Source organism: Faecalicatena faecalis (genome assembly GCF_012524165.2).
Taxonomy (GTDB): domain Bacteria; phylum Bacillota; class Clostridia; order Lachnospirales; family Lachnospiraceae; genus Faecalicatena_A; species Faecalicatena_A faecalis.
Window position 1 is genome coordinate 144759 of sequence record NZ_JABACJ020000006.1, and the last position, 23534, is coordinate 168292.

The following is a 23534-nucleotide window of genomic DNA, read 5'->3' on the forward strand; positions in this document are numbered from 1 at the left end:
TTATGGAATGGAATACATTGCTCTCGACCCAGCGGATGCGGGGGGGCGCAAATAAAAAAGGGAAGCCGGTGGATTTGAGAAGTGAGTTTGAAAAGGATTACCACAGAATCATAGGCAGCGCTTCCTTTAGACGGCTCCAGGATAAGACGCAGGTCTTTCCTCTGGATAAAAGCGATTTTATCCGTACCCGGCTGACACACTCATTAGAGGTATCGTCATTTGGGAAGTCTCTGGGGCAGAATATCGGGGAGAATATCCTGTCAAATAGAAAAGACCCCGGATTCACCCTGCAGATGAAAGAGGATATCTGCCATATCCTTCAGTGTGCTGGCCTGATTCATGATATCGGGAATCCTCCGTTCGGACATTTTGGAGAGGATGCAATTCGGGAATGGTTCACAAGGCATCTGCCAGAGCTGGACTTTTTCGGGACACCTGTGGAGGAACTTTTGACTCCGCAGATGAGAGAAGACTTCTATCACTTTGAAGGGAATGCACAGGCGCTGCGTTTGGTGACGAAGCTGCACTATCTGGTGGACGAAAATGGAATGAACCTGACCTATGCACTGCTCAATACCATTGTAAAATATCCTGTGGCTTCCACAGGAATCGATAAGACGACCGGAAATATCAAGGATAAAAAGATGGGCTATTACTATGCCGATCAGAACATTTTCGAGGAAATTGTCTCATCCACCGGGGCAGGTAAAAACAGACACCCGCTGACTTATATTCTGGAGGCGGCGGATGACCTGGCATATAAGACGGCCGATATTGAGGATGCATTTGTGAAGGGATTTATTTCTTATCATGATCTGGAGAAGGAACTGGAGGGACTTCAAAGCAGTTTCACGGATTTATCCTTCGATGCCCTTGGTAAGCTGCGTACACTGTATGAGAGAGGGAAAGAGAAGCAGGCAGATAATCCAGAGGCCTATGCGGTGAAGAACTGGATCGTACGTGTACAGGGATTTCTCATAAGCTGCGCAACTTCTGGATTTACTTCAAATTATGAAAGCATCATGGCGGGAACATTCAAACAGGATATTTTTCATGGGACTTTTGGTGAGAAACTCATGGATTTACTGGGAGACATGGCGTACCGATATGTTTTTTCGTCTACGGCGATTTATAAGATGGAAGTGACAGAAGCAGTGATTCTAGATTTTCTAATGGATAAGCTCGTTCATGCAGTATTATATTACGATACGGATGCGAAGATGAACTCGATCGACAGCAGAGTTGTCTCATTCATTTCGGAGAATTATAAGAATGCTTATAAATATCAGGCAGAAGGAAAAAGCGAAGCGGAGAAGCTTTATCTCCGCCTGCTGCTGGTAACAGACTATGTATGCGGCATGACCGACAGCTATGCCAAGCGTCTGTACCAGGAGATGAACGGTCTGGTCTAGCATATCCGCTATACCAGAGGTGTTTTTAGGATTCTTTTTCCGACTCACAGATACGGATGAATTCCTTTGGGGAACATCCAAAGTTTTTCTTAAAGCATTTACTAAAATAAAAGACATCGGAGTAGCCAATAGCTGCTGCAACCTCGGACACGAGATGGTCCCCGGCTGCGAGCAGCTTTTTTGCAGCCTCCATCCGTACCTTAGTGATGTATTGAAGGATGGACTGATCACGCACATTCTTGAAGATCGTTCCCAGATAAGAAGCATTCAATTGGAAATGCTCTGCAATCGCTGAGACTGTTAATTCTGGATTCATGTAATTCTCATCGATGTAGGCCGTGATCTTTTTACAATAGGTGACATCAGAAGGCGGTGTCTTCTTGAACTGCATGCATTGGCTTCCATAATGCAGCACCGTATCCTTAAGCCTGTCACAGGAATATTCTTCTTCGATCATCACAGAAATAAAATCTGAGATACTTAAGTCCAAATTCGCCGGAATCTTATAATGGATCTGAAAGGTGATGAAGAGTTCATTGAGGAAAGAAAAAAGCAGGTCGATATTTTTCTTTTGTACAATGGTATCAAAAGACTTCTCAATAAAACTCTCGAAATTTTTGGCATCTCCCAGATTCAGATATTCCATGACCGTCTGCCGAAGCTTCATCAGATCCAGCTTCTCATTTCCCTGCTCCTTGTGTTTGAATTCCATGAACAATTCAGAATGAGGATGGAAGTACCTTTGATTTAAACTGGATAGGATTCGGCGGTAATAGATTCCCCAGTTCTCCTCCAAGGAAAATACATGGTTGGCAGTGAGGAAGATATAACTGTGAGCATTTTGCACAAATTCAGTCAGAAGGCTTCCCAGGTGGCTGATATCAGATCCAGAGCAGAAGAAGAGCTGAATGACATAAATATGCCCGGATTCCTGGAAATGCTCACAGAAGAGGTCTAGTCTGCTTCGTATCTGCTCTGCAAGCCCGAGGGCTCCAGCGGGAGTATCCTCCATGGTATAGATTCCGATGTAGGCAGAGTATTTATATTTTGCGAATTCGGGATATTGAAGACAGAATTCTGCTGAGCTTAGCTTTCCGTCCCTCACATCTGCAAGCGCATTGCTGCGCATATGACGGTCAAAAGATAAGAGCTTGGCGGTCGTCTTTCTGCGCTGCTCCAGCTTTTCTATACATTTTTCCAGAGACGCATGCAGGGAGGAGGAATCCACAGGCTTGAGCAGGTAATCGCTGACTCCATTTTGCAGGGCTGAACGTGCATACTCGAACTCATTATAGCCGGAGAGGATGATGACCTGGGTCTCCGGGAAATTCTGATGGATATGCAGGGCTGTCTCAGTCCCCAGCATTTTGGGCATACGGATATCTAAAAGTACAATATCGATATGCTGCTCGTTCAGGAAATTCAAGACCTCCACTCCATTTTCTGCTTCTCCCGCCAGTTTTAAGTTCAGCTCTGTCCATGGAATGATTCTTTTGAGCCTCTGCCGGATAAAATATTCATCATCTGCGATCAATAATGTTGTCTGCATGATTGACAGCCTCCTTCTTTGGTATAGTAATTGTTGTGATACACCCGCCCTCACGCCGGTTCTCCATGGTAAGTCCATATTCCTCACCGTAGTAGAGCTGTATCCGCTGGTGGATATTCTTGACACCGAAATGGTCACTGCATTCCCAGATCTTCCGATAAGCTTCCTGTGTAAATCCTACCCCGTTATCCTGTACGACGATCAGGATATTGTCATCGTGCTCCCCAATCTTAATTTCCAGAAGTCCCTTGGATTCCATTTCCTTGATGCCATGATAAATACTGTTCTCAACAATGGGCTGCAAAAGCAGTTTGATACAGGAGTATTTTTTCAATTCATCGGGACATTCTATTGTATAATCGAATTTATGGAAATAACGTATCTGCATTATGTGAAGATATGCAGTGGTGATTTCCAGTTCATCCCCGACAGTGACACGGAATTTGCCGCTGCTTAAGCCTACTCTGTAAAAGGTTGACAGATTCATTACGATATCAATGAGTGTCTGCTTTTCATCCAATTCTGCAAGGGAACAGATATTATCCAGCGTATTATATAGAAAATGTGGATTCACCTGCTGCTGTATCAGATCCAGTGAAATCTTATTTTTGAGCTTTGTGGTCTCCAGAAGATTATCCTTTAACTGCTCCTGTGCCTGAATCATGGCATTGAATTCAGAGAAGAGCAGTGCGATATCCCGGTCATCGCAGGGAGCATCGTCAATTGTGGACCAGTCCCCCTGTTTGATTTTCTGGGTGTGGTCAATTAACCTGTACAGCGGAGATGTGATAGTACCGGACAGCTTCCTTGATATTAGAAAACAAATACCCACGCAGAAGATCACGGCCAGCACACTCAGCAGAAGTACATGCATCAGCGGCCGGAAAAAGGTGGCGAAGGAAATACTGTTTATGATGTACCAGTCAAGCCGCGGCAGATGCCTGGTGAATCGAATATCTCTCGCTGCGATGTCTCTCGTACTTGTGGTGAACTGTGCATATTTGGTTTCTAACATGAGGCTTCCATCGGTACTTTTTACAATTCCGTTTTTATCTGTAATATAAATATGGCGGTTCTCATCTGTGTTGCCTGAATAAATATCAGAAATCGTACGTTCTGGTATGGAAATCTCGATATACCCAAGCAAGCCTCCGGTGGCAATGCTGTAGACCGGCTGAATCATTGACAGGGTGTACAGAGGTGCGTTCTTTCTGATATTGGAATTCTTTAGCTGCAGGAACCAGACACCATCCTTTGAGGAGGGGACATCTGCCATATTAGAAACAGGATAATATTCCGTGGTAGCGACCAGCTTTCGTTCTCCTGAATAAAAGGTGACCGAATGAATGAACGGGGTGGACTGGATCGTATGATTGATACTATCCTTCATATGCATTTTATCCATGGCAGAAAATGTCTCTGGAGCATTTTTATATTTCTTAAGACCGTTTTGAATGGTATCATCAGTCATAAGAGCCAGGGAGTAGTTGGAGACAGAGTCCATATAGTAATCTAACTGTCCTGCAATATAATCAAGCTGTGCCAGGGAGGAGTCAGTTGTGCTCTTAATAAAATAATTGTAATACATAAATGAGGTCGCAATTGTTAACAGCAGCATCAGGCAGGATGCGACCAGGGTCATGCTGCGGAAAATTTTGGAACGGATGGAAGGGCTCGTATTTGTATTTTTCATGTAAGTGCCTCCTTTTTCATGTCATATTTATTCTATATGAATATGGAAAGAATGTCTATGTAGGAGAAAGAGGACTTGGAAACTCATTTAGGAAATCTCCAAAAAATCTAGAAAATGACCATTTGGTATCTGGGAATTTTACGGTATATTGTGTTTAGCAAATGTAACAGTTAGAAAAAGGAGGAAAAATTATGAAAGCAAAAAGATTGATTGCACTTGGGCTTGCCGGACTGATGTGTGCCGGGCTGCTCGCAGGATGCGGTTCTTCTGGAGGAGACAAGGACTCTAAAAAGGAAGGGAAAGATGGTGGAGTTACAATCCGTCTTCTCACAAGAATGGCAGGTACATCCCCACAGGTAGGAATTTACAATGATATCCTGGATGAATTCAAGGAAAAACATCCAGACGTAACAATCATTGATGATTCACAGAGTGACGAGTCCGCATTCAACAACATCCTTTCAACAGATATTGCTTCTGGAAACATGGCGAACATCTTCCGTATTCAGGGTGTTGCAAACCTGGGAGAATACATCGACAACGGACTGCTTCTGAATGTTCAGCCATATCTGGATGAAGATCCTGAGTGGGGCGGCGGTTTTACAGAGGGTGCTCTTTCTTATTATCAGGTACCGGGACATGAAGGAACATATGCAGTACCGATGGAATCTGGTCTGATCGGTGTTTACTATAATGAAGACTTATTCAAAAAAGCTGGAATTGATAAATTCCCGGAGACATGGACAGATTTACTCGATGCAGTAAAGAAACTGAAAGATTCAGGTGTCATCCCGATTGCTATGGGAGCTCAGACAACATACATGGCAGGACATCTTCATGATCAGATCTTCTACAAATGGGCTGGAACAGAGGCTGCTAAGAAATTAGGAAGCCGCGATATGAAATGGACAGATCCAGAAGTAGTTGAGACACTGCAGTATGTAAAAGACCTGATTGATGCAGGTGCATTCGACGAGAGTGCAGCAGGAATTCAGGACAACATCGCAATGAGCCAGTTCCAGAACGGTGAGGCAGCTATGGTCATCACTGGACCATGGAACATCAGTACCTTCACAGATCCAGCAGAGACACCTGTAAAAGACAGCATTAAAGTAGCAAAATTCCCATACTTCGAAGAGAAGCCGGAATTCAAGAACGAAGACATGCAGACACTCAGCCCATACATGATCAGTGGAAAACTGGAAGGCAAAGAGTTAGACCTGACGATCGAGCTTGTAAAAATGCTGACAGATAAAGACGCAGCTAAGAGATTCGCAGAGGAATGTGCATTCCTGATTCCAAGAACAGATATCGATCTTGATGAGAGCAAATGCGAACCATTGTTCATTGACAACATGGAGCTTGGCGGAACATCTACAGGTATTGGTGTCGATGTATTTGACTTCGACCCATTGACATCTATGCAGGATAGAACAAGAAACTCCATCGTGAGCATGTTCACAGGAACATCCGCAGAAGATGCAGCAAAAGAGATTCAGGCAGAAATAGATAACGCAAAATAAAAAATAAGCTGCCGGGGATGTGTCTCCGGCAGTTTTGCAACTAAGGTCTGAAAGGACCGGACCTAAGTAACATAAGCGGGGTAACATCCATGTCACTAAGGTCCGAAAGGACCGGACCTAAGTCGACAGGATGTACTTTGTAACTAAGGCTTGAAAGGACCAAGCCTAAGTAACATAAGCAGGGTAACATCCATGTCACTAAGGTCCGAAAGGACCGGACCTAAGTCGACAGGATGTACTTTGTAACTAGGGCTTGAAAGGACCAAGCCCAAGTAACATAAGCAGGAGAAAATCTATGATTAAAGTAAAAAATAATAAAATGCGTCTTACGCTCGCATTGTTTGTACTCCCGGCTTTGCTGATTTATATTCTGTTTCAGATACTGCCACTGATTGGTGCTGTATTTTTCTCTTTTATGGAATGGAACGGAATCGGGGGTTCATCTCTTGAGTTTGTTGGAATTAAGAATTATGTGAGTGCTTTTCAAAATCCAGACTTTATTCTTTCACTGAAGAATATGTTCAAAATGGTTGTTTTCAGTGTGCTGTTCCATACTCCGATTGCTCTGGTCATGGCAGCGGTGATTAATACAAAGTGTAAGGGATACCGTATCTTTAAGGCATTGTTCTTCGTGCCGACTGTATTCCCTCTGACAGCAGTAGGTCTGATGTGGTATTTCGTATTCATGCCGACAGGTGTCTTCAACTCCTTCTTAAAGGTGTTTGGTCTTGGAGGCGTTGCACAGGCATGGCTTGTAAATCCGGCAACAGCGATGAATACGATTGTATTCGTTAACATCTGGGCCGGTGTTGGATACTATATGGTCATCCTGCTGGCAGGACTGACTACGATCTCCGAGGATGTCTACGAGGCTGCGGCGATCGATGGAGCCAATAAGCTTCAGTGCTTCTTCCAGATTACAGTGCCGATGTTAAAGCCTACGATCGCAATGTGTATCCTGATGGATATTATCGGTTCTGTAAAGGTGTTCGACCTGGTATTTGCCATGACAGGAGGCGGACCGAATGGTCTGACGAACCTGCCGACAACGTTGATGTACAACGAGGCATTCAAGTACAGCCACTACGGACTTGGAAGTGCAATCGGTATTATCATCATGGTAATCTGTCTTGCAGGAACCATGCTCAGCAATAAACTGACAAGCAAGAAGAATGACCAGTAAGGAGGAAAGGTGAGTACTATGAATAAAAAAGCAAAGATTAAACAGAATCCCGGAGGGATTATAGCCAAATATGCGTTTTTGCTCGTTATGGCATTTATGTTCGCAATGCCGATGATATTTACTCTTCTTTCATCCGTAAAGACAAAGACAGAGATTTTCGCTAAGCCGTTCGATCTTCCGGCAGTGTTCCAGTGGGGCAACTATACGGAGGCATGGCAGGCGGCCAACATGAGCAGATACTTTATCAACAGTATTATCCAGGCAGGGGCAACTGTAATCGTCCTTGCACTTGTATCATCTATGGCAGCATATGTACTGTCCAGATTTCAGTTCAAAGGCAATAAGTTTTTGATGTTGTTCTTTATGCTGGGAATGATGGTGCCGATGCATACGGTACTTGTTCCAGTTTCCTACATCATCGGAACTCTGAATCTGAAAAATAATATCCCGGCACTGGTACTGATTTACGTAGCATTCAGCTTACCATTTAGTATCATGGTCATGAGCAACTTTATGCAGGGAGTCAACCACTCTCTGGAAGAGGCAGCACTGATCGACGGTGCGACCTATTTCCAGATTTACAGAAAAGTAATGCTGCCGCTGTGTGTACCGGCTATATCAACGATTTCAATTTTTAACTTTTTAAGTGCATGGAACAACATTCTGTTCCCACTTTTGTTCATCAACGACAAGAACTTAAAGCCGATCGCGTTGGGACTTCTGAACTTCAACGGAGAACGTGGAAGTGATTATGGTCCTTTGATGGCTGCAATCGTGATTACCGTTGCTGTGCCGCTCGTGATTTATCTGCTCTTCCAGGAAAAGGTAGAGGGTGGTCTGGCAGCAGGCGCAGTAAAAGAATAAAAAAGGAGAATACATATGTCATCAATATCATATCGTCAGGTGCATCTTGACTTTCATACAAGTGAGTTCATTCCATCCGTGGGCGAGGACTTTTCTATGGAGGAATTCGGAGATACCCTGGAAAAAGCAAATGTCAATTCTATAACTTGTTTTGGACGATGCCACCACGGCTGGCTCTATTATCCTTCTAAAAGATTCCCGGAGCTGATTCATCCGAATCTGAAGAATCACAACCTTCTGTTAGAGCAGATCGAGGCATGCCATAAGAGAGGAATCCGTGTGCCGATCTATACGACTGCACAGTGGGATGGACGAATCATGCGGGAACACCCGGAGTGGCTGGCGTTGGATGAGAATGGAGAATACATTGACACACAGCATGTACCGGCACCGCATTTTTACAACACGATCTGCCTGAACAGCGGTTACCGCCAGTTTTTTAAAGAGCATCTGGAGGATATGATCGAGGTGACAGGCCCGGAAAACGTGGATGGTATTTTTATTGATATCCTTTTCCACGTAGACTGCAAATGCCCGAGCTGCGTTGCAAAGATGAAAGAACTGGGCATGAATACAGAGGATAAAGCGGAAAGACTCAGATATGCGAGCCACATGCTGGATGAATTTAAGGAAGAGATTACGGCGTTTATTCACGAAATGGCTCCGAATGCGACAGTTTTCTATAATAGCTCCCACATTGGGCCGGCGTATAAGAACAGCTTTAAGGATTACAGCCATCTGGAATTAGAGTCTCTTCCGAGCGGCGGCTGGGGATATGACCATTTTCCGGCGACAAGCCGTTATGCCCGGATGCTCGGAAAAGAAATGATCGGTATGACAGGAAAATTCCATACATACTGGGGCGATTTCCACTCTCTGAAGAATAAGGCTGCTCTGGAGCTGGAGTGCTTCAGTATGCTGGCAATGGGGGCGGGATGCTCCATCGGAGACCAGCTTCATCCATCTGGCAGGCTGTCTAAGGGCGCATATGACCTGATTGGAAATGTTTATGCAAGTGTGAAGGAAAAAGAACCATACTGCTGGGATGCGAAAGCAAAGACGGAGATCGCAGTGCTCAACCCGGAGGAATTTTATCCTGAGGATTCCTATGATCTGAGCATTTCGCCGTCTCTGATCGGTACCGTGCGTATGCTTCAGGAGATGTGTTACCAATTTGATATTATTGATACAGATATGGACTTTTCCGCATACAAGGTCCTGATTCTGCCGGATTGTATTTACGGCAATGAAAAGCTGGACCAGCTTTTGAAAGCGTATTTGGAACAGGGCGGCAAGGTGCTTGCTTCTTATGAATCCTGTCTGAAAAAGGACGGTTCTGAGAGTATTTATGGAGTCAGATATAAACAGGATTCCCCATATTACCGTGAGTTCGTGATGCCAAATGAAAAGATCGGTAAGAAGCTTCCGAAAGAAGAATTCGTAATGTACCTGCGCGGTCTGGATGTTGAGGCGGATAAGGCCGAGGTGCTGATGGATAAGATCGAACCATATTTTGACAGGGCCGGAGAAAAGTTCTGTTCCCATCAGCACGCTCCATCCTCAGGAAAGGTAGGATATCCAGAGGTTACCATGTATCAGGGAGCTATTTATTTCTCCCATCCTGTATTCCATTGTTACCGTAAGAACGCCGCGGCGTGGTGCAAAGCTATGGTAAAGGATGCATTGGAAATCCTTCTTGAGGAGAAGCTGGTATCACATAACGGACCTTCTACAATCCTGGCTGCATTGAATCATCAGGAAAAGGAAGAACGTGATATCCTGCATATTCTGCATTATATTACAGAGAAACGTTCTGAAGACATCTATACAGTAGAGGACGTGATTCCTCTTTACAACACAGAATTCCGAGTTTATGTGGGAGAAAAGGAAATCACCACTGTTAAAAATGTTATACGTTCGGAGAAGATAGAGTTTACCAGGGACGCTGGATATATTACGTTCTCTGTGCCTTTGATTGAGGGGCATGAAATGATCGAGATAAAATAAATCCTTAAAATAAGGTGGGAGGAATATTAAATGAGGATCAGGATCTCGTCCGGGACGGACATAAAAACGGGCATCCTGTTCTTCACAAAGGCAGCAGCAAGTAAGCTGTATGACGGGGAAGGGGGCGTATTCCAGGGGGAATATCTGCAGACCCTTCCCCGTCTGTCTTTGGGGGGAAAACAGGAATGCTGTGTGGGGCTGGGTGAAAAGGCTCTGACAAAAAGAGAAGTCATGGAGGCCGCTGCTTGCGGCACCGCATTTATGCGGGAACATAAAATTAGCCGGTTTTATGTAGATGTAACTGGGTTAAAAGGAATGTTGACAGAAGAAAAATTCACCTGTCTGATTCAGGGCATCTGTCTGGGAGGATATGAACAGCCCAATTTCGGCGCAGAAAAGCGGTACGAGGTAGAGGCAATTTTGACAGGTGATTTAGAAGAAGTAACGGGACTTACAAAGGAGCATCTGGAGGTGCTGCTCAGCCAGGGACAGCATATGGCCCAGGCAATTTCATTTGCCAGAGACATGGTCAATTATCCGGGAAATCTCCTGCGTCCCGCGGATTTCGCAGAGGCCATCCGCATGCAGATGGAAGATCTGGATGTAGAGGTGGAGATTTTTCAACAGAATCAGCTTGAAGAAATGGAAATGGGAGGTCTGTTGACTGTAGGAAGCGGCAGTGCTTATCCGCCGTGTATGGTGGTTCTGCGGTACCGGGGAGCAAAAGCAGAAAAAAAATCAGAGACGCTCGGTTTGATTGGAAAGGGAGTTACTTGTGATACTGGCGGCTATTGTTTGAAACCGTCCGGCTCTATGGCTGGCATTCGCGGGGATATGGCAGGGGGAGCAGCGGTGGCTGGATGTATATATGCACTTGCAGCAGATCGTGTCGAGGTCAATGTAACAGGGGTCATCCCAATCTGCGAGAACCGTATTTCCCCGGGCAGTTATCTTCCCGGAGATGTCATTACGATGTATAATAAGACCCGGGTGGAAATCTGCAACACAGATGCAGAAGGCCGGCTGATCTTGGGGGATGCTGTGGCCTATGCTGTGGAACGCGAGGGGGTCGAACAAGTGGTTGATATTGCTACGTTGACGGGCGCCGTTGTGAATCTGTTCGGTTTTTCAATTGGCGGTGTGCTCTGTGACAGCGACGAATTATATACTCGATTCGAGGAGGCCAAAGACAGATCTACTGAGCAGTATGCAAGAATCCCATATTTTGCAGAGCATGAGGAGATGTTAAAGAGTGGGTGTGCCGATATTAAAAATTTGGGCCCGGATTACTGTGGGACAATCACAGCGGGGCTGTTTATCCGGCGGTTCGCGAAGGAAAGACCGTGGCTTCATATGGACATCGCCGGGACTGCCTGGGTGGACGGACCAATCTGGAAATTTCAGAGTAAAGGTGCTACAGGGGCAGGCGTGAGTACACTGTATGAGCTGTGCAAAGGAAAAGAAAAGTAAAAGAATGTCTGGGCACTTAATGTATCAGGAATGTTGGGAAAGGAATGGAAAAAATGAAGGATTATATGCTTGAAGTTTGTGTGGATTCAGTAGAATCTGCGATAGCTGCCGAACGAGGTGGCGCGAAACGTCTGGAATTGTGCAGTAATCTTATTATAGGCGGAACCACACCGACGCCGGCCCTGTTCTGTGCGGTCAGGAAGGCAGTGGATATAAAAATTCATGTGCTGATCCGTCCGAGGTTCGGGGATTTCTGCTATACGGATGCGGAATTTAAGATTATTCGAAAGGAAGTCAGGCAGTTTCGTGAACTTGGAGCGGATGGAGCAGTAATCGGGATACTGCGTCCAGATGGGACTTTGAATATGGAGCAGATGGAGGAATTGGTCCGGGAAGCAGGAGAGATGAAGCTTACCCTGCACCGGGCATTCGATGTGTGCAGTGATCCAATGCGGGTCTTAGAAGAATGTGTGGAACTGGGAATCCACACGATTCTGACATCCGGCCAGGAGGAAAGCGCATTGGCAGGAGCGGGTCTTCTTAGAAGGCTGAATGAAGCAGCGGCTGGAAGAATCCATATTTTGGTCGGAGCAGGTGTGAATTCCGGGAATCTGGAAGAGTTATGTCGTGTGACAGGGTTGAACCAATTCCATATGAGTGGGAAAAAGGTATTAGACAGTTCGATGAAGTACCGTCGGGAAGGGGTTCCAATGGGGCTTCCGGGAATCAGTGAATTCAGTATCTGGCGCACAGAGGAAGAAGAAATACGAAAAGCAGCAGAAGTGCTTGAGAGGAGTCCAAATGTTTTCTGAGAAATTTACAATAAAAATAGAAAAGATATATGCAGACAGGAACAGTTCGGTTCCTGGTATTTTTGATGGAATCAATGAAAAAATCAAGGCCTGTACATCAGATGAGCAGATTCTGCTCCGTTACCTTTATGGGAATATGCCGCTATCTGATGTTCTGAATTACCCTTTTGAGACATTTTTAGATTATGCGTCCCATGGAGCATTTCTTTGGAATCAGGGGGCATTTCGAGAAAAAATAAGCGAGGCGCTTTTCTGTCAATATGTGGTATATCATAGAATCAATACGGAGGATATCAGCCCGTGCCGGAGCTTTTTTTATGAGAAGGCCCACGCGGAGATGATGGGAGCTAAGTCCATGGCAGAAGCAGTCCTGGCGTTGAATTACTGGTGTGCCCAGGAGGCCACTTACCGTGCTTCGGATGACAGGACAGCTTCCCCTATGACTACGTACAGAAGTGCACACGGCAGATGCGGGGAGGAATCTACATTTACTGTGAGCGTATTGCGCAGTATGGGGATTCCTGCAAGACAGGTGTATGCGCCAAGATGGTCTCATTGCGATGACAACCATGCCTGGGTAGAGGCATGGTGTGACGGAGAATGGCATTTCCTGGGTGCCTGCGAGCCGGAGGAAATACTGGATAAAGGATGGTTCTTACATGCGTCCTCCCGTGCCATGCTGATTCATTCCAGATGGTATGGAAGCCTGGAGCTTAGAGGGGAGGTAATAAAGGATGAGAATATCGTATCCACTCAGGGCATCACGACAGAAATCAACGAAATTGGGACCTACGCAAATACAAAACGACTGAGAATTCAGGTGACAGATACGGATGGTAAGCCTCTTAAAAATGCAGAGGTCAGGATCGAGGTATTGAATTATTCTGAATTTTTCCCGATTGCAGTGTTGGAGACGAAGGAAGACGGCAGTGCGGAGATAGAATTAGGTCTTGGAAGCTGTCGAATCTGTGCAAGAAAAGGAGATGCTTCTGGATGTACCATGGTAGATGTCAGAGAATTTGGGGATGTGATTTTGGTTCTAACGGAACCAGATTGTAAGACAAAGGAAGAAACATGGCAGTCCTTTGAAAGTTTTGCCCCACAGGATGCAGTCATCCACAGTGGCTCTGTGACAGAAGAACAGAGAAGGAGACAGAAGGAGAGGCTGGCAGAGAGAACCGCACTTCGTTTAAAGAAAGCAGGGACTGGGAATGAGGCAGAGACGGAAGCCTTTTTAAACGGAGTAGGAAAGGAAGAATTTAGAAGGCTGTTATTCGGTACTTTAACACAAAAGGACTCTTTGGATTTAAAGGCAGAGGTACTTGAAGCACACTTAAACCATGCGATGCAGTATCAGGGAAGTTTTCCGGAAGATGTCTTTGTGAAATATATTTTGTCTCCTAGAATTTATTTGGAGACTTTGACAGATTTTAGAAGTGGAATCGAGACTCTGCTATCCCAAGGACAGAAAGAGGAATTCCGTAATGATCCGGGTAAGATTTGGAGATTTATCAGTCAGGAGGTTCACGAGTGTCCACAGGAAGAGTATGATGCTTTACTGACTCTGCCGCTGCCATGCCTGAAATACAAGATTGGCAGCAGGAAGTCACAGGAAATGCTGTTTGTCGCAGTGTGCAGGACCTTGGGAATTCCTGCGAGATTGAATCCAGTAGATGGTGCAATGGAATATTATGCAGAAGGTCATTTTATCCAAGTGATTGCACCAAAGGAGACGGGAACGCTTGAAGTTTGTTCCGTTGAATCAGAGGGGCTTGTCTATTTCCAGAATTGGTCTGTTGTCAGAAGGTATCCGGGAGAGCGGAAGCTGTTGGATTTGAGTCATTTAAATGACGGGAATCCTGCAGGCAGATGCATGAGCACATCCGTTCCGTCTGGAATTTATGAAGTGGTGACGGCCAACAGACTTCCCAATGGGAATATTCTTGGACGTGTCATAGAAGTAGAAGTCACTCCGGGAAGTCATGTTTCTGTAGAGTTGAAGTTAGAGGAAGCAGAACTAAGTCAGATGCTGGAGTGTGTACCAATGCCCCCTTTTGAGGTGGAAGGGTTTGAGGGCACAAAGACCAATATTACGGATATTCTGAAAGGAAAACCGCATTTGGTGGTCTGGCTGTCCGAGGGCCAGGAGCCGACAGAACATATTTTAAATGAACTGTATGAGAGAGCCGAGGAATTCAACCATAGCGATGCGGATATTCTGTTCCTAGTGAACAGCCAGGAGGCGGTAAAACAGCCGACGCTTAACAGAACGCTTGAGGCCTTAAATGGGGTACAGCTTCTCTGCGACTGTGTAGAAGAACGCGTATCTGTTCTGGGAAGAAGATTTTATGTGGATCCAGAAAGCATACCATTGATTCTGGTGATGGATAGGGAGTCCAACTGTGTTTATGTCACAAGTGGGTACAACGTTGGAACAGCGGATATGATACTGAAGATTCTGGGTGCAGGCATCCTGTAAACGACGGGATGAACTGTGCATAGGGTGATTCAAATATTCGTTTTGATTATCAATAGAAAAGGGTGCTTATCAAGGCTTATGGACCTTGAAAGCACCCTTTCATAAATTGCTTATTAGCTGAGTTCGATTTTAGCTGCTTCTTCCGGCTTGAAATCTGTCTCTAAATCATAGATATTATGTCCTGTTGATTCGCTCAGGACCCTGCCTTCCAGAGAATAGCAGCGAATAAAGCGTTTTTTATCAATACTTGACCAATGTTCAACATCCCAGGTAAGGTAGCCATCTTCATCCGACTTTTTCTCTTTTAAATATAGGTCCACCTGACGGCCTCCATCTTCCATTAGTTTAATCAGATCCTTTGTACCGGAGATCTCAACCTCTTCCTTCTTTACTGAATCATAAATCTTCATTGTATTTCCTCCTGCCTGTTATCATAATATACGGTAATTATAAACCTTACGGGGAAAAAACTCAATAAAATCTCAAGACCAGTTCATTTGGGAATAGAATCTAATTGGAGGTACATTTCTAAAAATCTAATCCGTTCAACCACTTTGCTACTTGTTTTTCACGTTCCTTTAATGTTGACTCATCTTTCATTTTACCTAAATACTTTTCAGAAACAATTTCACCATCTGCCATAAATAAAATGCGTTCTGTTTTTGACGCTACTTTAGCATCATGAGTAACTAATAAGATGGTTGTTCCGTTTTGATTAATTTCATTAAAAAGCATCATAATCTCAGAAGCAGATTTTGAATTCAATGCACCAGTAGGTTCATCACCAAATATTATTTCTGGTTTATTAATTAATGCACGACAAATGGAAACTCTTTGCAATTGTCCTCCAGAAGCTTGCGTAATATCTTTTAAGGCTAGTTGATGGACACCAGTCTGTTTCATCAATTGAACAGCACGCTTATCAATTTCTTTTTGCGATTCTTTTTTTCCGAGATAGGCAGAGAGAATAATGTTGTCTTTCAAGTTAAAATTCTTTAATAGGTTTGCCTGTTGAAAAACGAATCCCATTTTATTTAATCGAATACTTGTTAACTGTTCTTCCGTTAATTTATTTAATTGTTCTCCGGCAAATTCTACAGTTCCTGCACTTGGCTGCATCATGCCGCTGATCGTATAAAGCAGAGTGGATTTGCCAGAACCACTGGCACCCATAACGGATACAAATTCTCCTTTATTGATGGTTAATTGAATGTTTTTTAATACATGTTGAGGTTCCATATTTTCAATTGGAAAACTCTTTGATAAACCAGTTGCTTTTAAAATCATGACAATTCCTCCTTTATTCAGCGATTAGCATGATGTTCATTTTTTTAATAGATACGCTAACAATATAGACACTTAAACTCACCACTAACACTAATGAAAAAGGAATGATTAGATAGTTAATAAGAGGATTTGTGACAAAGGTTAGTTTTGAAACACCTGATAATAATAGGCTGCCGACTTGTGTTCCAAGTACATTTGTTAGTACCACTCCAACAATAAGACCAATGAGTAATGTAAATAATGCTCTTACAATATACTGTCGCTGCAATGTTTTCGTGGAAATACCAATACTCTTCATAATCGCAATATTCTTTGCTTCTTTTGCAAGAATCATTTTAAAGAACATAGAAGTAATCAAAATGGATATAAATAAGGAAAGGGCAAATGATACTACACTAAGGCTGGTGACTTGTTCAATAATTCCGCCTAATGTCTGCTTAATATAGTTATCCATATCAGTCACTTTGATATGTGTAAACGTTTGTTCAAGTTTTGTTTTTACTTCATTTATTTTAGAAGCATCTTTGACATTGAAATTATAAGTAGTCCATAACACATCATCGCTTTCAAGCATCCCTTTCGCAGTTTTACCACCGTTGGTTACATCTTGATAAATGCCGCTTACCGTAAGTTTTTCTTCTTTTCCTTCCAAAATGATAGTAACGGTATCTCCAACACTTACTTCAAATTCATCTGCATTCATACTGGATAGAGCAATCTCTTTATCGTTTTGTGGTGCCCGCCCATCCGTGTAATGAAGTGGGAATACATCATAATCCTTTGAACTCTCGATTTTAATAGTGCTTATCTCATGATCAGCATTTTTCATCTGATATGCACTTGTTTCGTAAGAAGCAACTTTTTCAATCACATCATTGTTCAAGCTTTCATTTGTTAAATAACGGAATACTTCTTCGGATTCTTCCTTATACTTATCCATTTGATGAATATCGATTCGTAAATCACTTTCTCCAGCACCCATATAAGAAATAAAACTAGAATCTTGAATCGTTTGTAAAAAGTTGAAAGGAACGCTCATCATAAACAAACTAATAGCAAAGACCAGCATTAACAATATATACGTTTTTATTTGTGTTAACACTTCCCGAATACCGATAAAAATCGTGTGATTCCCTATCCAATGTTTCTTGCCGCTTAATTGCATTCTATGTGCAATTTTACGGTTTCCGGATATTTCTCCAGCTTGTAATGCCTGATAAGCTGAAATCTTTTTGAAGCGTCTAAACACAAGCCTGCAAAATAAATAAACAAACAAGAATACGAGAAGAGAACCCAGCAGTGGCAGAAAATAGCTAATCATAGTTTTAGGAGCCAGGCCCATGTAAACGGACATTGATTTGGTAAATACGTTTGTAACTGCCAGAGAAGCAAGATAACCGCCAAGACAAGCAATAGAAGCAATCACAATATATTTTGTAAGATACAGTTTTCGTATATTCTTGTTGCTGATACCAGTCGCTTTCATAATTCCGATTTCTCGATAATCTTCTTCTATAGCAGTAAGGATCGTAAATCGCAAGCATAAAGAAGCAATGAGCAATAGCAATAAACTAATAAGAATAATAATGGCGATAACAATGCCATCTGTTAATGCGTTTAATACTTGGTATAAAGATTTCGTGAGTGCTGTTCCGCTTTGTGGAAGATTAGAAGCTTCGTATTGCTTTTCAAATTCTGAAATCGAGCTGTCATCATTCAATTCAAACTCTATTAAATGTTCTTGATTACTAAGCTTTGTTTCTAATTCATTCCAATCATTATCACTTACCAGAAATCGCTTCGAGGTAACAAGTGAGGGGTTCATCTGTGCATCACGTATAAATGAAGTGATTGTATACGTCTTTTTGAAATCCCCTATTTGTACTTGCACCTTAGAGCCTAACTCTAAGTTATAAAGTTGTTGATGATAAACAGGAATACCGATCTCACCATCATGAACACCAGCGATTTCATCTCTTGAATCTAATAAGAAATCAAATGCTTCATTTTGTTTCACAAAACTATTTTCAATAATACTATTTACTTCCGAGTCGCCATTAACTTGGAGAAATAGACTTTCGCCATCAATATTTAACATGGTTACGGTCTGCTGGTTTTTCACAAGTTCATTATTTTCACTAAATGTGTTGATTTCATCTTGTGAGAAATCACCAGCATACATCTGTACATAGCTAGGTACTTTTGCTTTTTCAAATAAATGGTCTAAAGAACCTGTTAATTCAGTTGCAATCGTTAATGCACTAGATAACAGCATTGCGGATAATAAAATAAATGTAAAGAGGGTAAAAACAATGACTTTATTCTTCTTAAAATCTTTTTTCATTAATCGTTGTACCATTTATTATCTCCTTTCATTTTAATACGCAAAGTGTATGTCAAATTCAAAAGGAGATGCGTACTGATCCTTTTGAATCCATTCGTCTTTTATCCAACAATTTACTAGATATCTTTTTCATTTCGATACAATAGTTTGCTTAAAATCGATAATAATATGGTAGCAACAAACGTAATTATGATTGGAATGTATGCACGGTTTTCAAAGGTTTCAAAGCCGATTCCATACAAAATCTGACCAATAGGAGCAACACATTGTGCAGTCGCCATAATAATGGCCATCACTTTTCCCAGGTTCTTTGATGGTGTAACTTTTTGGATTTTGCTTATCGCAAAGATAGATATAATGGATAAGCACGCAGAAAGCGGAACACCACTAAATACAAATAAAGCAAATGCTGGAAATGTTCCATACTGTAATAGTAGGGGAAGAGTAGACATTCCCATCGGTATTAAGAGAATTGCAACAAATAAAATCCAAAGGTAGAAATTAGATACCCTTATTTTTTTTGAAACGACTCCTATCAGGAGGGCACCTAGAATTGTTGCAAATTCCATAATTCCAATCCCTATTCCATATAGACCCGTATTTAAGTTCATTGTGACTCTTAAAATATATGGTACTCCAATGATAAAGAGTGGAGTAAGAGCAAAATTAAGCCCTACACTTAACAACATCGTTTTACGAATGAAACTATGAGTTAATGTATAATGGAATCCTTCTTTCAAATCACTTGCTAAAACTTTAATAATATTACCTGAATATTCTGTTTTATTTTGCGGTACTAAAATACGTGTTTCTAATAATGCAGTTAAGAAGAATAAAATTGTTATGATCATTAGAATATTCTTCATTCCAATTGAGCTATAAAGTAAACCTCCTAAAACAGGAGCAACAATCCCTGATAGAGATTGAACACCTTGCAAAATACCATTTGCTGATTCTAATTTGTCACTTGTAGAAATCCCAGGGATAATCGCTGTCACAACAGGAGTATCCATTGCGCCGACAAAACCGAATAGAATCATTGCAACTGCAATAACAAAAATAGATGTCTGGTTGAATAAGAATGCGATTAGAAGTAATAAACTAAGTAAACCATTCGTTAGATCTAAACCAACCATAATTGATTTGCGATTGAATCTATCAGCCAATGCTCCAGCAATTGGTGAGAATAAAACTGGCAGACTTGATACTGCAAATAATGTTGCGTAAATATCCGCCCGCCCTGTAATATCTAAAACATAAAGAGATAGTGCAAAACGAAGTAGTGATGTCCCAAAGACGGAGACTGCTTGCCCCGTCACTAATTTAATAAAGTTAAATGATGTTTGATACATCGATGTTTGTGTTAATTCTATAATAAACCCCTCCTAATATAAAATTTTAAAAGTTATTCTTTCTATTTCCATTTCCTCTTGTAACATGTTGGTAGTCTAGTTACATATTTTGAAACAACAATAGTTTTACTTGTTCTTTGCTATTTTTCGATTCATCAATTCTTAATACATGAAAAAAAGTATTCAAGACAACCTCAATATTTACTTCTATCTTTGCATCTGAAATACTACTAAGGTCATATATTGTTTGCACACCGGCCACAAGGAATTGAATATCCTCAAGCGGATTAGCAGATGAAAAATCTTGTTTTCTATTTCCTTCAATAATCATTTCTGCATAGATGGGACATAGAACTTCCAATGTTCTTTGTAATGCTCTTTGTTTCATCAATGCATTGTTTGGTTCATTCAAACTTTCAATTATTACTTTTTTTTCAACGGTTTCTGATTTCCTAAATAAGGAAGTAATTAGTTTTTCAATTGGTGTCAGTTTTTTATTGTTAAGTACTTCTTTTGCATGTTCTAATTCAGTGTCAATAATTCTCATAATAACTGCGTCCATGACTTCTTCTTTTGATGTGAAGTAGTAGTAGAATGTTCCTTTGGCAATTCCAACTTCTTTTAAAATGGTATTCACAGTGGTTACTTCATAGCCTCTTACAGTAAATAACTGTTCTGCACAATCTAAAATTGCATTTCTTTTTATATCAAAATCTTTTGTATGTGACATTAGCTTCTCCTTTCTCGACCGTTGGTCTATAAACATATATTACTCGACTGCTGGTCGAATGTCAAGGGGATTTATAAAGTTTCTTTTTTTGGTCATTTAAATCCGCCTCATTAATAATACAAAAAAGGTGTAAACTCATTTTTACAAAGTTTACACCTTTACATTTGTTCCAAATCCCTGATGACTATTGGAGTTTCTGACGGTTTCCCGTTTCTGATTTCAATTTTATGCTATAAGTATCTATCGTATATAACGGCACCAGTATCCAAATTTTTCACTTTCATCTCGTTCCTCTTCATCGAGTTCCAACTGATTTGTATATGTCTGTGTGAACTGTGGGAAACCAAAAAGTTCTGCTGCTCTTGCTTCACGGGGAGCATAAATTCCAGGGACACCAAGCCAAAAGTGTCCGTCCTCTTCAACGAGCAATAGATGATTATAATTATGATAGCCATGCATTAGGAAGCTGTTATTCGCCAGATTCCAGGATTTACGAGGGAGCACTGAAAGATCAGAGCGTTGTATTTTTCGGACGGTCTCATGAGGTTCATCAGGCTGATTAGGTACTTCATCAGAAGAATAGGGTTCTTCTGTGCGTGATTTTGCATCTTCTTCCCAGAGTTCCTGGAAACGTTCAGGAGGTTCAGGTACATTGTCATTTTCAATATATTCCGTTTCTGTTAATGTTTCCGCTTCCTCCTCATTAGGTACTGTCGCATTTTCAGAGATTCCCTCCACATCCTTCTGCGTCTCCAACGGATCAGTTTCTTCCAATTCGCCGGGAAACACGTTGATAGATTCCGCCTCCATGACTGACATAGATTCCTCAACAGCTTCTGGTTCTTTTACTGGTTCCAAAATGGACGCTTCCGTCGCTTCTGCTGTTGGTCTGTCTTCCCAGATTTTTACCTTATCAGTATCAAACGGAATATTATCAGAAAATGCCCCGTAGTACTGACCTGACTCTGTCCTTAGTAGAAAACCGTTCAGATCATCCAGTATTTTACCACCTGGATATTCTGAGTCAGTCAGGGAGAGTCTGGCATAAATAGATTTTTCACCACAGGAAAGCTTCTCGAGTGGTTTTGCAATACTTTCGGATTCGTTTTCATAAAAAGCCAGCAGCGAGACAGTGTCGCCGTTCTTCACGGGAACTCCCCGTGCATTGATTTGCAGAATGCAGGAATGATAGTGCGGTGTGACCTTCATGAAGCCTACATTCCTAAGTTTTTGATCATTTTTGTATTCATATAAGTAACAGATACCGGGATTCATGATGCACCTCTGGTCTTGTCTTTTATTCAATCTAATCTATTCGGTCCCGAAAGAAAAAAGAACAATATTTGTGTAAATTATAAAAGGATGTGTTAAAATCATTTTATAGTAGTTAAAATGATCGATAAGATTGGTAGGAAATAGGAGAAAGTAAATGAAAAAGGGAATTCTAACATTAGTAGCGGCAGGCTTTATTAGTTTCATGATATCAGGATGCATCATGAATACTGGGGCAAAGGTATATGATAATGATGAAATAATTGCGGAGGAATATAACTCTTATAATCTTTATAAATCGAGTCAGTATATAGAGGGGAACTGTCTAACAGGTTCTGCAGAAAAACTGGAAGGTATGGGGATGGTTTGGATATTTGACGCTCCAGAGGAGGTGGACGTTAATATGGAGGGGAAAGTAACTGTTTCATCTGGCAAGGCAAAACTGGTCATGATTGCCCCAGATGATACACTCACAGTTTTGAGAGAGTATACGGGAGATTCAAAAGAGCCTCATGAATTCACGGACACATTCCGGGTAGAAAGAGGCCGAAACCGGATAAAGCTTATTGGTGCAAAAGATACCAGGATTGAATATGAAATCTCAATTGATCAGGGAGAAATGAAAACTTTTGGAGATTAGGAGCAGTATAAGAAATGCAGAAGAAGAACATGACTTTAGATGAAAAATATATGAAAGAGGCAATCAAACAGGCGAAAAAAGCTTATGCCCTTGATGAGGTGCCGATTGGCTGTGTGATTGTTTATCAGGATAAGATTATTGGGAGGGGCTATAACAGGCGTACCACAGATAAGAATACTTTGGCTCACGCAGAGCTGCTTGCCATTAAAAAGGCTAGTAAGAAGATGGATGACTGGCGTCTGGAAGATTGTACGATGTATGTGACATTGGAGCCGTGCCAGATGTGCTCCGGTGCAATCGTTCAGGCAAGGATCAAGCGCGTGGTGGTCGGCTGTATGAATCCGAAAGCTGGATGTGCTGGGTCCATACTAAACCTGTTGGAAATGCAGGAATTCAATCACCAGGCAGAGCTTACAACGGGAGTTCTTGAGGAAGAATGCAGCAGCATGATGAAGCAGTTTTTTAAAGAACTTCGTGAAAAGCAAAAAAAGAAGAAAAAACAGTAATTTTAAGAACCAATGAATGAAAAGAGGTTAAAAAAAGAACCTTTATACAATTGGGTCCGCAGACCAATTAGTATAAAGGTTCTTGTTATTGATGTCAGAATTATTTTACGTGCATTACGCTTCGAATGTATCTCCACAGACGTTACCTCGGTAGTTAACTCAATCCAGGCACCCTCACGGCACCCGGAAGATTCTGCTTAGTGCTGCTTCGTTCCCGACCTGACACAGTTCACAGATTTCCGTCGCGTGAGACCCAAATCTTCAACGCCACTTTCCGAGGGCAGCTCTGCAAATCAACACCCTCTGCGTAATATCACCCCTGCTATAGCGGATTGCAGGTACAAGGTACCGCTAACACCCCGGCTGCACGAGTCTTAATTTTACATTGTTTTGACCGAATTGTCAACGGAT

General features: G+C 42.1%; 18 protein-coding genes and 1 other RNA gene. 10 read left to right on the forward strand and 9 right to left on the reverse strand.

The genetic code is table 11. The annotated features are described in order from the left end of the window. Positions 1–2 precede the first annotated feature (2 nt). Positions 3–1412, forward strand: coding sequence for a deoxyguanosinetriphosphate triphosphohydrolase (locus HGO97_RS08735; RefSeq protein ID WP_216240916.1), 1410 nt, complete (start codon positions 3–5; stop codon positions 1410–1412). Between the two features lie 25 nt (positions 1413–1437). Here the strand turns inward: HGO97_RS08735 and HGO97_RS08740 are convergent, their stop codons facing one another. Next, positions 1438–2961, reverse strand: a complete 1524-nt coding sequence (locus HGO97_RS08740) for a response regulator (protein ID WP_216240917.1) — start codon at positions 2959–2961, stop codon at positions 1438–1440. Continuing rightward, complete coding sequence (locus tag HGO97_RS08745; protein ID WP_216240918.1) at positions 2933–4654, reverse strand: sensor histidine kinase; 1722 nt, start codon at positions 4652–4654, stop codon at positions 2933–2935. Before HGO97_RS08745 ends, HGO97_RS08740 begins: the two co-directional genes overlap by 29 nt. 191 nt (positions 4655–4845) lie before the next feature. On the opposite strand from HGO97_RS08745, the gene HGO97_RS08750 reads away from it, so the two are divergent. The 7 genes from HGO97_RS08750 to HGO97_RS08780 all read left to right on the forward strand — a co-directional run bounded on the left by HGO97_RS08750 (position 4846) and on the right by HGO97_RS08780 (position 14992). Beyond that, on the forward strand, positions 4846–6177 hold the full coding sequence (locus HGO97_RS08750) for an ABC transporter substrate-binding protein (protein ID WP_216240919.1): 1332 nt from the start codon (positions 4846–4848) through the stop codon (positions 6175–6177). A 295-nt stretch (positions 6178–6472) separates the two neighbouring features. Further along, positions 6473–7360 (forward strand): carbohydrate ABC transporter permease, encoded by an 888-nt coding sequence (locus tag HGO97_RS08755; RefSeq protein ID WP_216240920.1) that lies wholly within the window; start codon positions 6473–6475, stop codon positions 7358–7360. A gap of 18 nt (positions 7361–7378) precedes the next feature. After that, positions 7379–8224, forward strand: a complete 846-nt coding sequence (locus HGO97_RS08760; protein WP_216240921.1) for a carbohydrate ABC transporter permease — start codon at positions 7379–7381, stop codon at positions 8222–8224. A 15-nt stretch (positions 8225–8239) separates the two neighbouring features. Next, a complete protein-coding gene (locus HGO97_RS08765) occupies positions 8240–10231 on the forward strand; it encodes a putative glycoside hydrolase (RefSeq protein WP_216240922.1) in 1992 nt (663 codons plus the stop codon). 30 nt (positions 10232–10261) lie between these two features. Beyond that, entirely contained in the window at positions 10262–11701 is a 1440-nt protein-coding gene (locus HGO97_RS08770) for a leucyl aminopeptidase family protein (RefSeq protein WP_216240923.1), read from the forward strand. A gap of 53 nt (positions 11702–11754) precedes the next feature. Then, the gene (locus HGO97_RS08775; RefSeq protein ID WP_216240924.1) at positions 11755–12513 is read left to right on the forward strand and encodes a copper homeostasis protein CutC; all 759 of its coding nucleotides are present in this window, start codon (positions 11755–11757) and stop codon (positions 12511–12513) included. Next, positions 12503–14992 (forward strand): transglutaminase domain-containing protein, encoded by a 2490-nt coding sequence (locus tag HGO97_RS08780; RefSeq protein WP_216240925.1) that lies wholly within the window; start codon positions 12503–12505, stop codon positions 14990–14992. The genes HGO97_RS08775 and HGO97_RS08780 overlap by 11 nt, the downstream gene beginning before the upstream one ends. A 113-nt stretch (positions 14993–15105) precedes the next feature. On the opposite strand, the gene HGO97_RS08785 is transcribed toward HGO97_RS08780, so the two are convergent. The 6 genes from HGO97_RS08785 to HGO97_RS08810 form a co-directional block, all read right to left on the reverse strand. After that, the gene (locus HGO97_RS08785) at positions 15106–15402 is read right to left on the reverse strand and encodes a hypothetical protein (protein ID WP_216240926.1); all 297 of its coding nucleotides are present in this window, start codon (positions 15400–15402) and stop codon (positions 15106–15108) included. 118 nt (positions 15403–15520) lie between these two features. Beyond that, the gene (locus HGO97_RS08790; RefSeq protein WP_216240927.1) at positions 15521–16279 is read right to left on the reverse strand and encodes an ABC transporter ATP-binding protein; all 759 of its coding nucleotides are present in this window, start codon (positions 16277–16279) and stop codon (positions 15521–15523) included. A gap of 13 nt (positions 16280–16292) precedes the next feature. Further along, complete coding sequence (locus tag HGO97_RS08795; protein WP_216240928.1) at positions 16293–18638, reverse strand: ABC transporter permease; 2346 nt, start codon at positions 18636–18638, stop codon at positions 16293–16295. A gap of 101 nt (positions 18639–18739) precedes the next feature. After that, entirely contained in the window at positions 18740–19975 is a 1236-nt protein-coding gene (locus HGO97_RS08800; protein WP_216240929.1) for an MFS transporter, read from the reverse strand. A 100-nt stretch (positions 19976–20075) separates the two neighbouring features. Then, positions 20076–20705 (reverse strand): TetR/AcrR family transcriptional regulator, encoded by a 630-nt coding sequence (locus tag HGO97_RS08805; RefSeq protein WP_216240930.1) that lies wholly within the window; start codon positions 20703–20705, stop codon positions 20076–20078. A gap of 240 nt (positions 20706–20945) precedes the next feature. Continuing rightward, positions 20946–21914: a DUF6128 domain-containing protein gene (locus HGO97_RS08810; protein WP_216240931.1), complete on the reverse strand. Its 969-nt coding sequence runs from the start codon at positions 21912–21914 to the stop codon at positions 20946–20948. Between the two features lie 220 nt (positions 21915–22134). Between HGO97_RS08810 and HGO97_RS08815 the strand changes: the two genes are divergently transcribed. Continuing rightward, positions 22135–22617: a hypothetical protein gene (locus HGO97_RS08815; protein ID WP_216240932.1), complete on the forward strand. Its 483-nt coding sequence runs from the start codon at positions 22135–22137 to the stop codon at positions 22615–22617. 29 nt (positions 22618–22646) lie between these two features. Then, positions 22647–23123, forward strand: coding sequence for a tRNA adenosine(34) deaminase TadA (gene tadA, locus HGO97_RS08820; RefSeq protein WP_216240991.1), 477 nt, complete (start codon positions 22647–22649; stop codon positions 23121–23123). A gap of 107 nt (positions 23124–23230) precedes the next feature. On the opposite strand, the gene ffs is transcribed toward tadA, so the two are convergent. Then, an RNA gene (ffs, locus tag HGO97_RS08825) (signal recognition particle sRNA large type) lies at positions 23231–23494 on the reverse strand. Positions 23495–23534 lie beyond the last annotated feature (40 nt).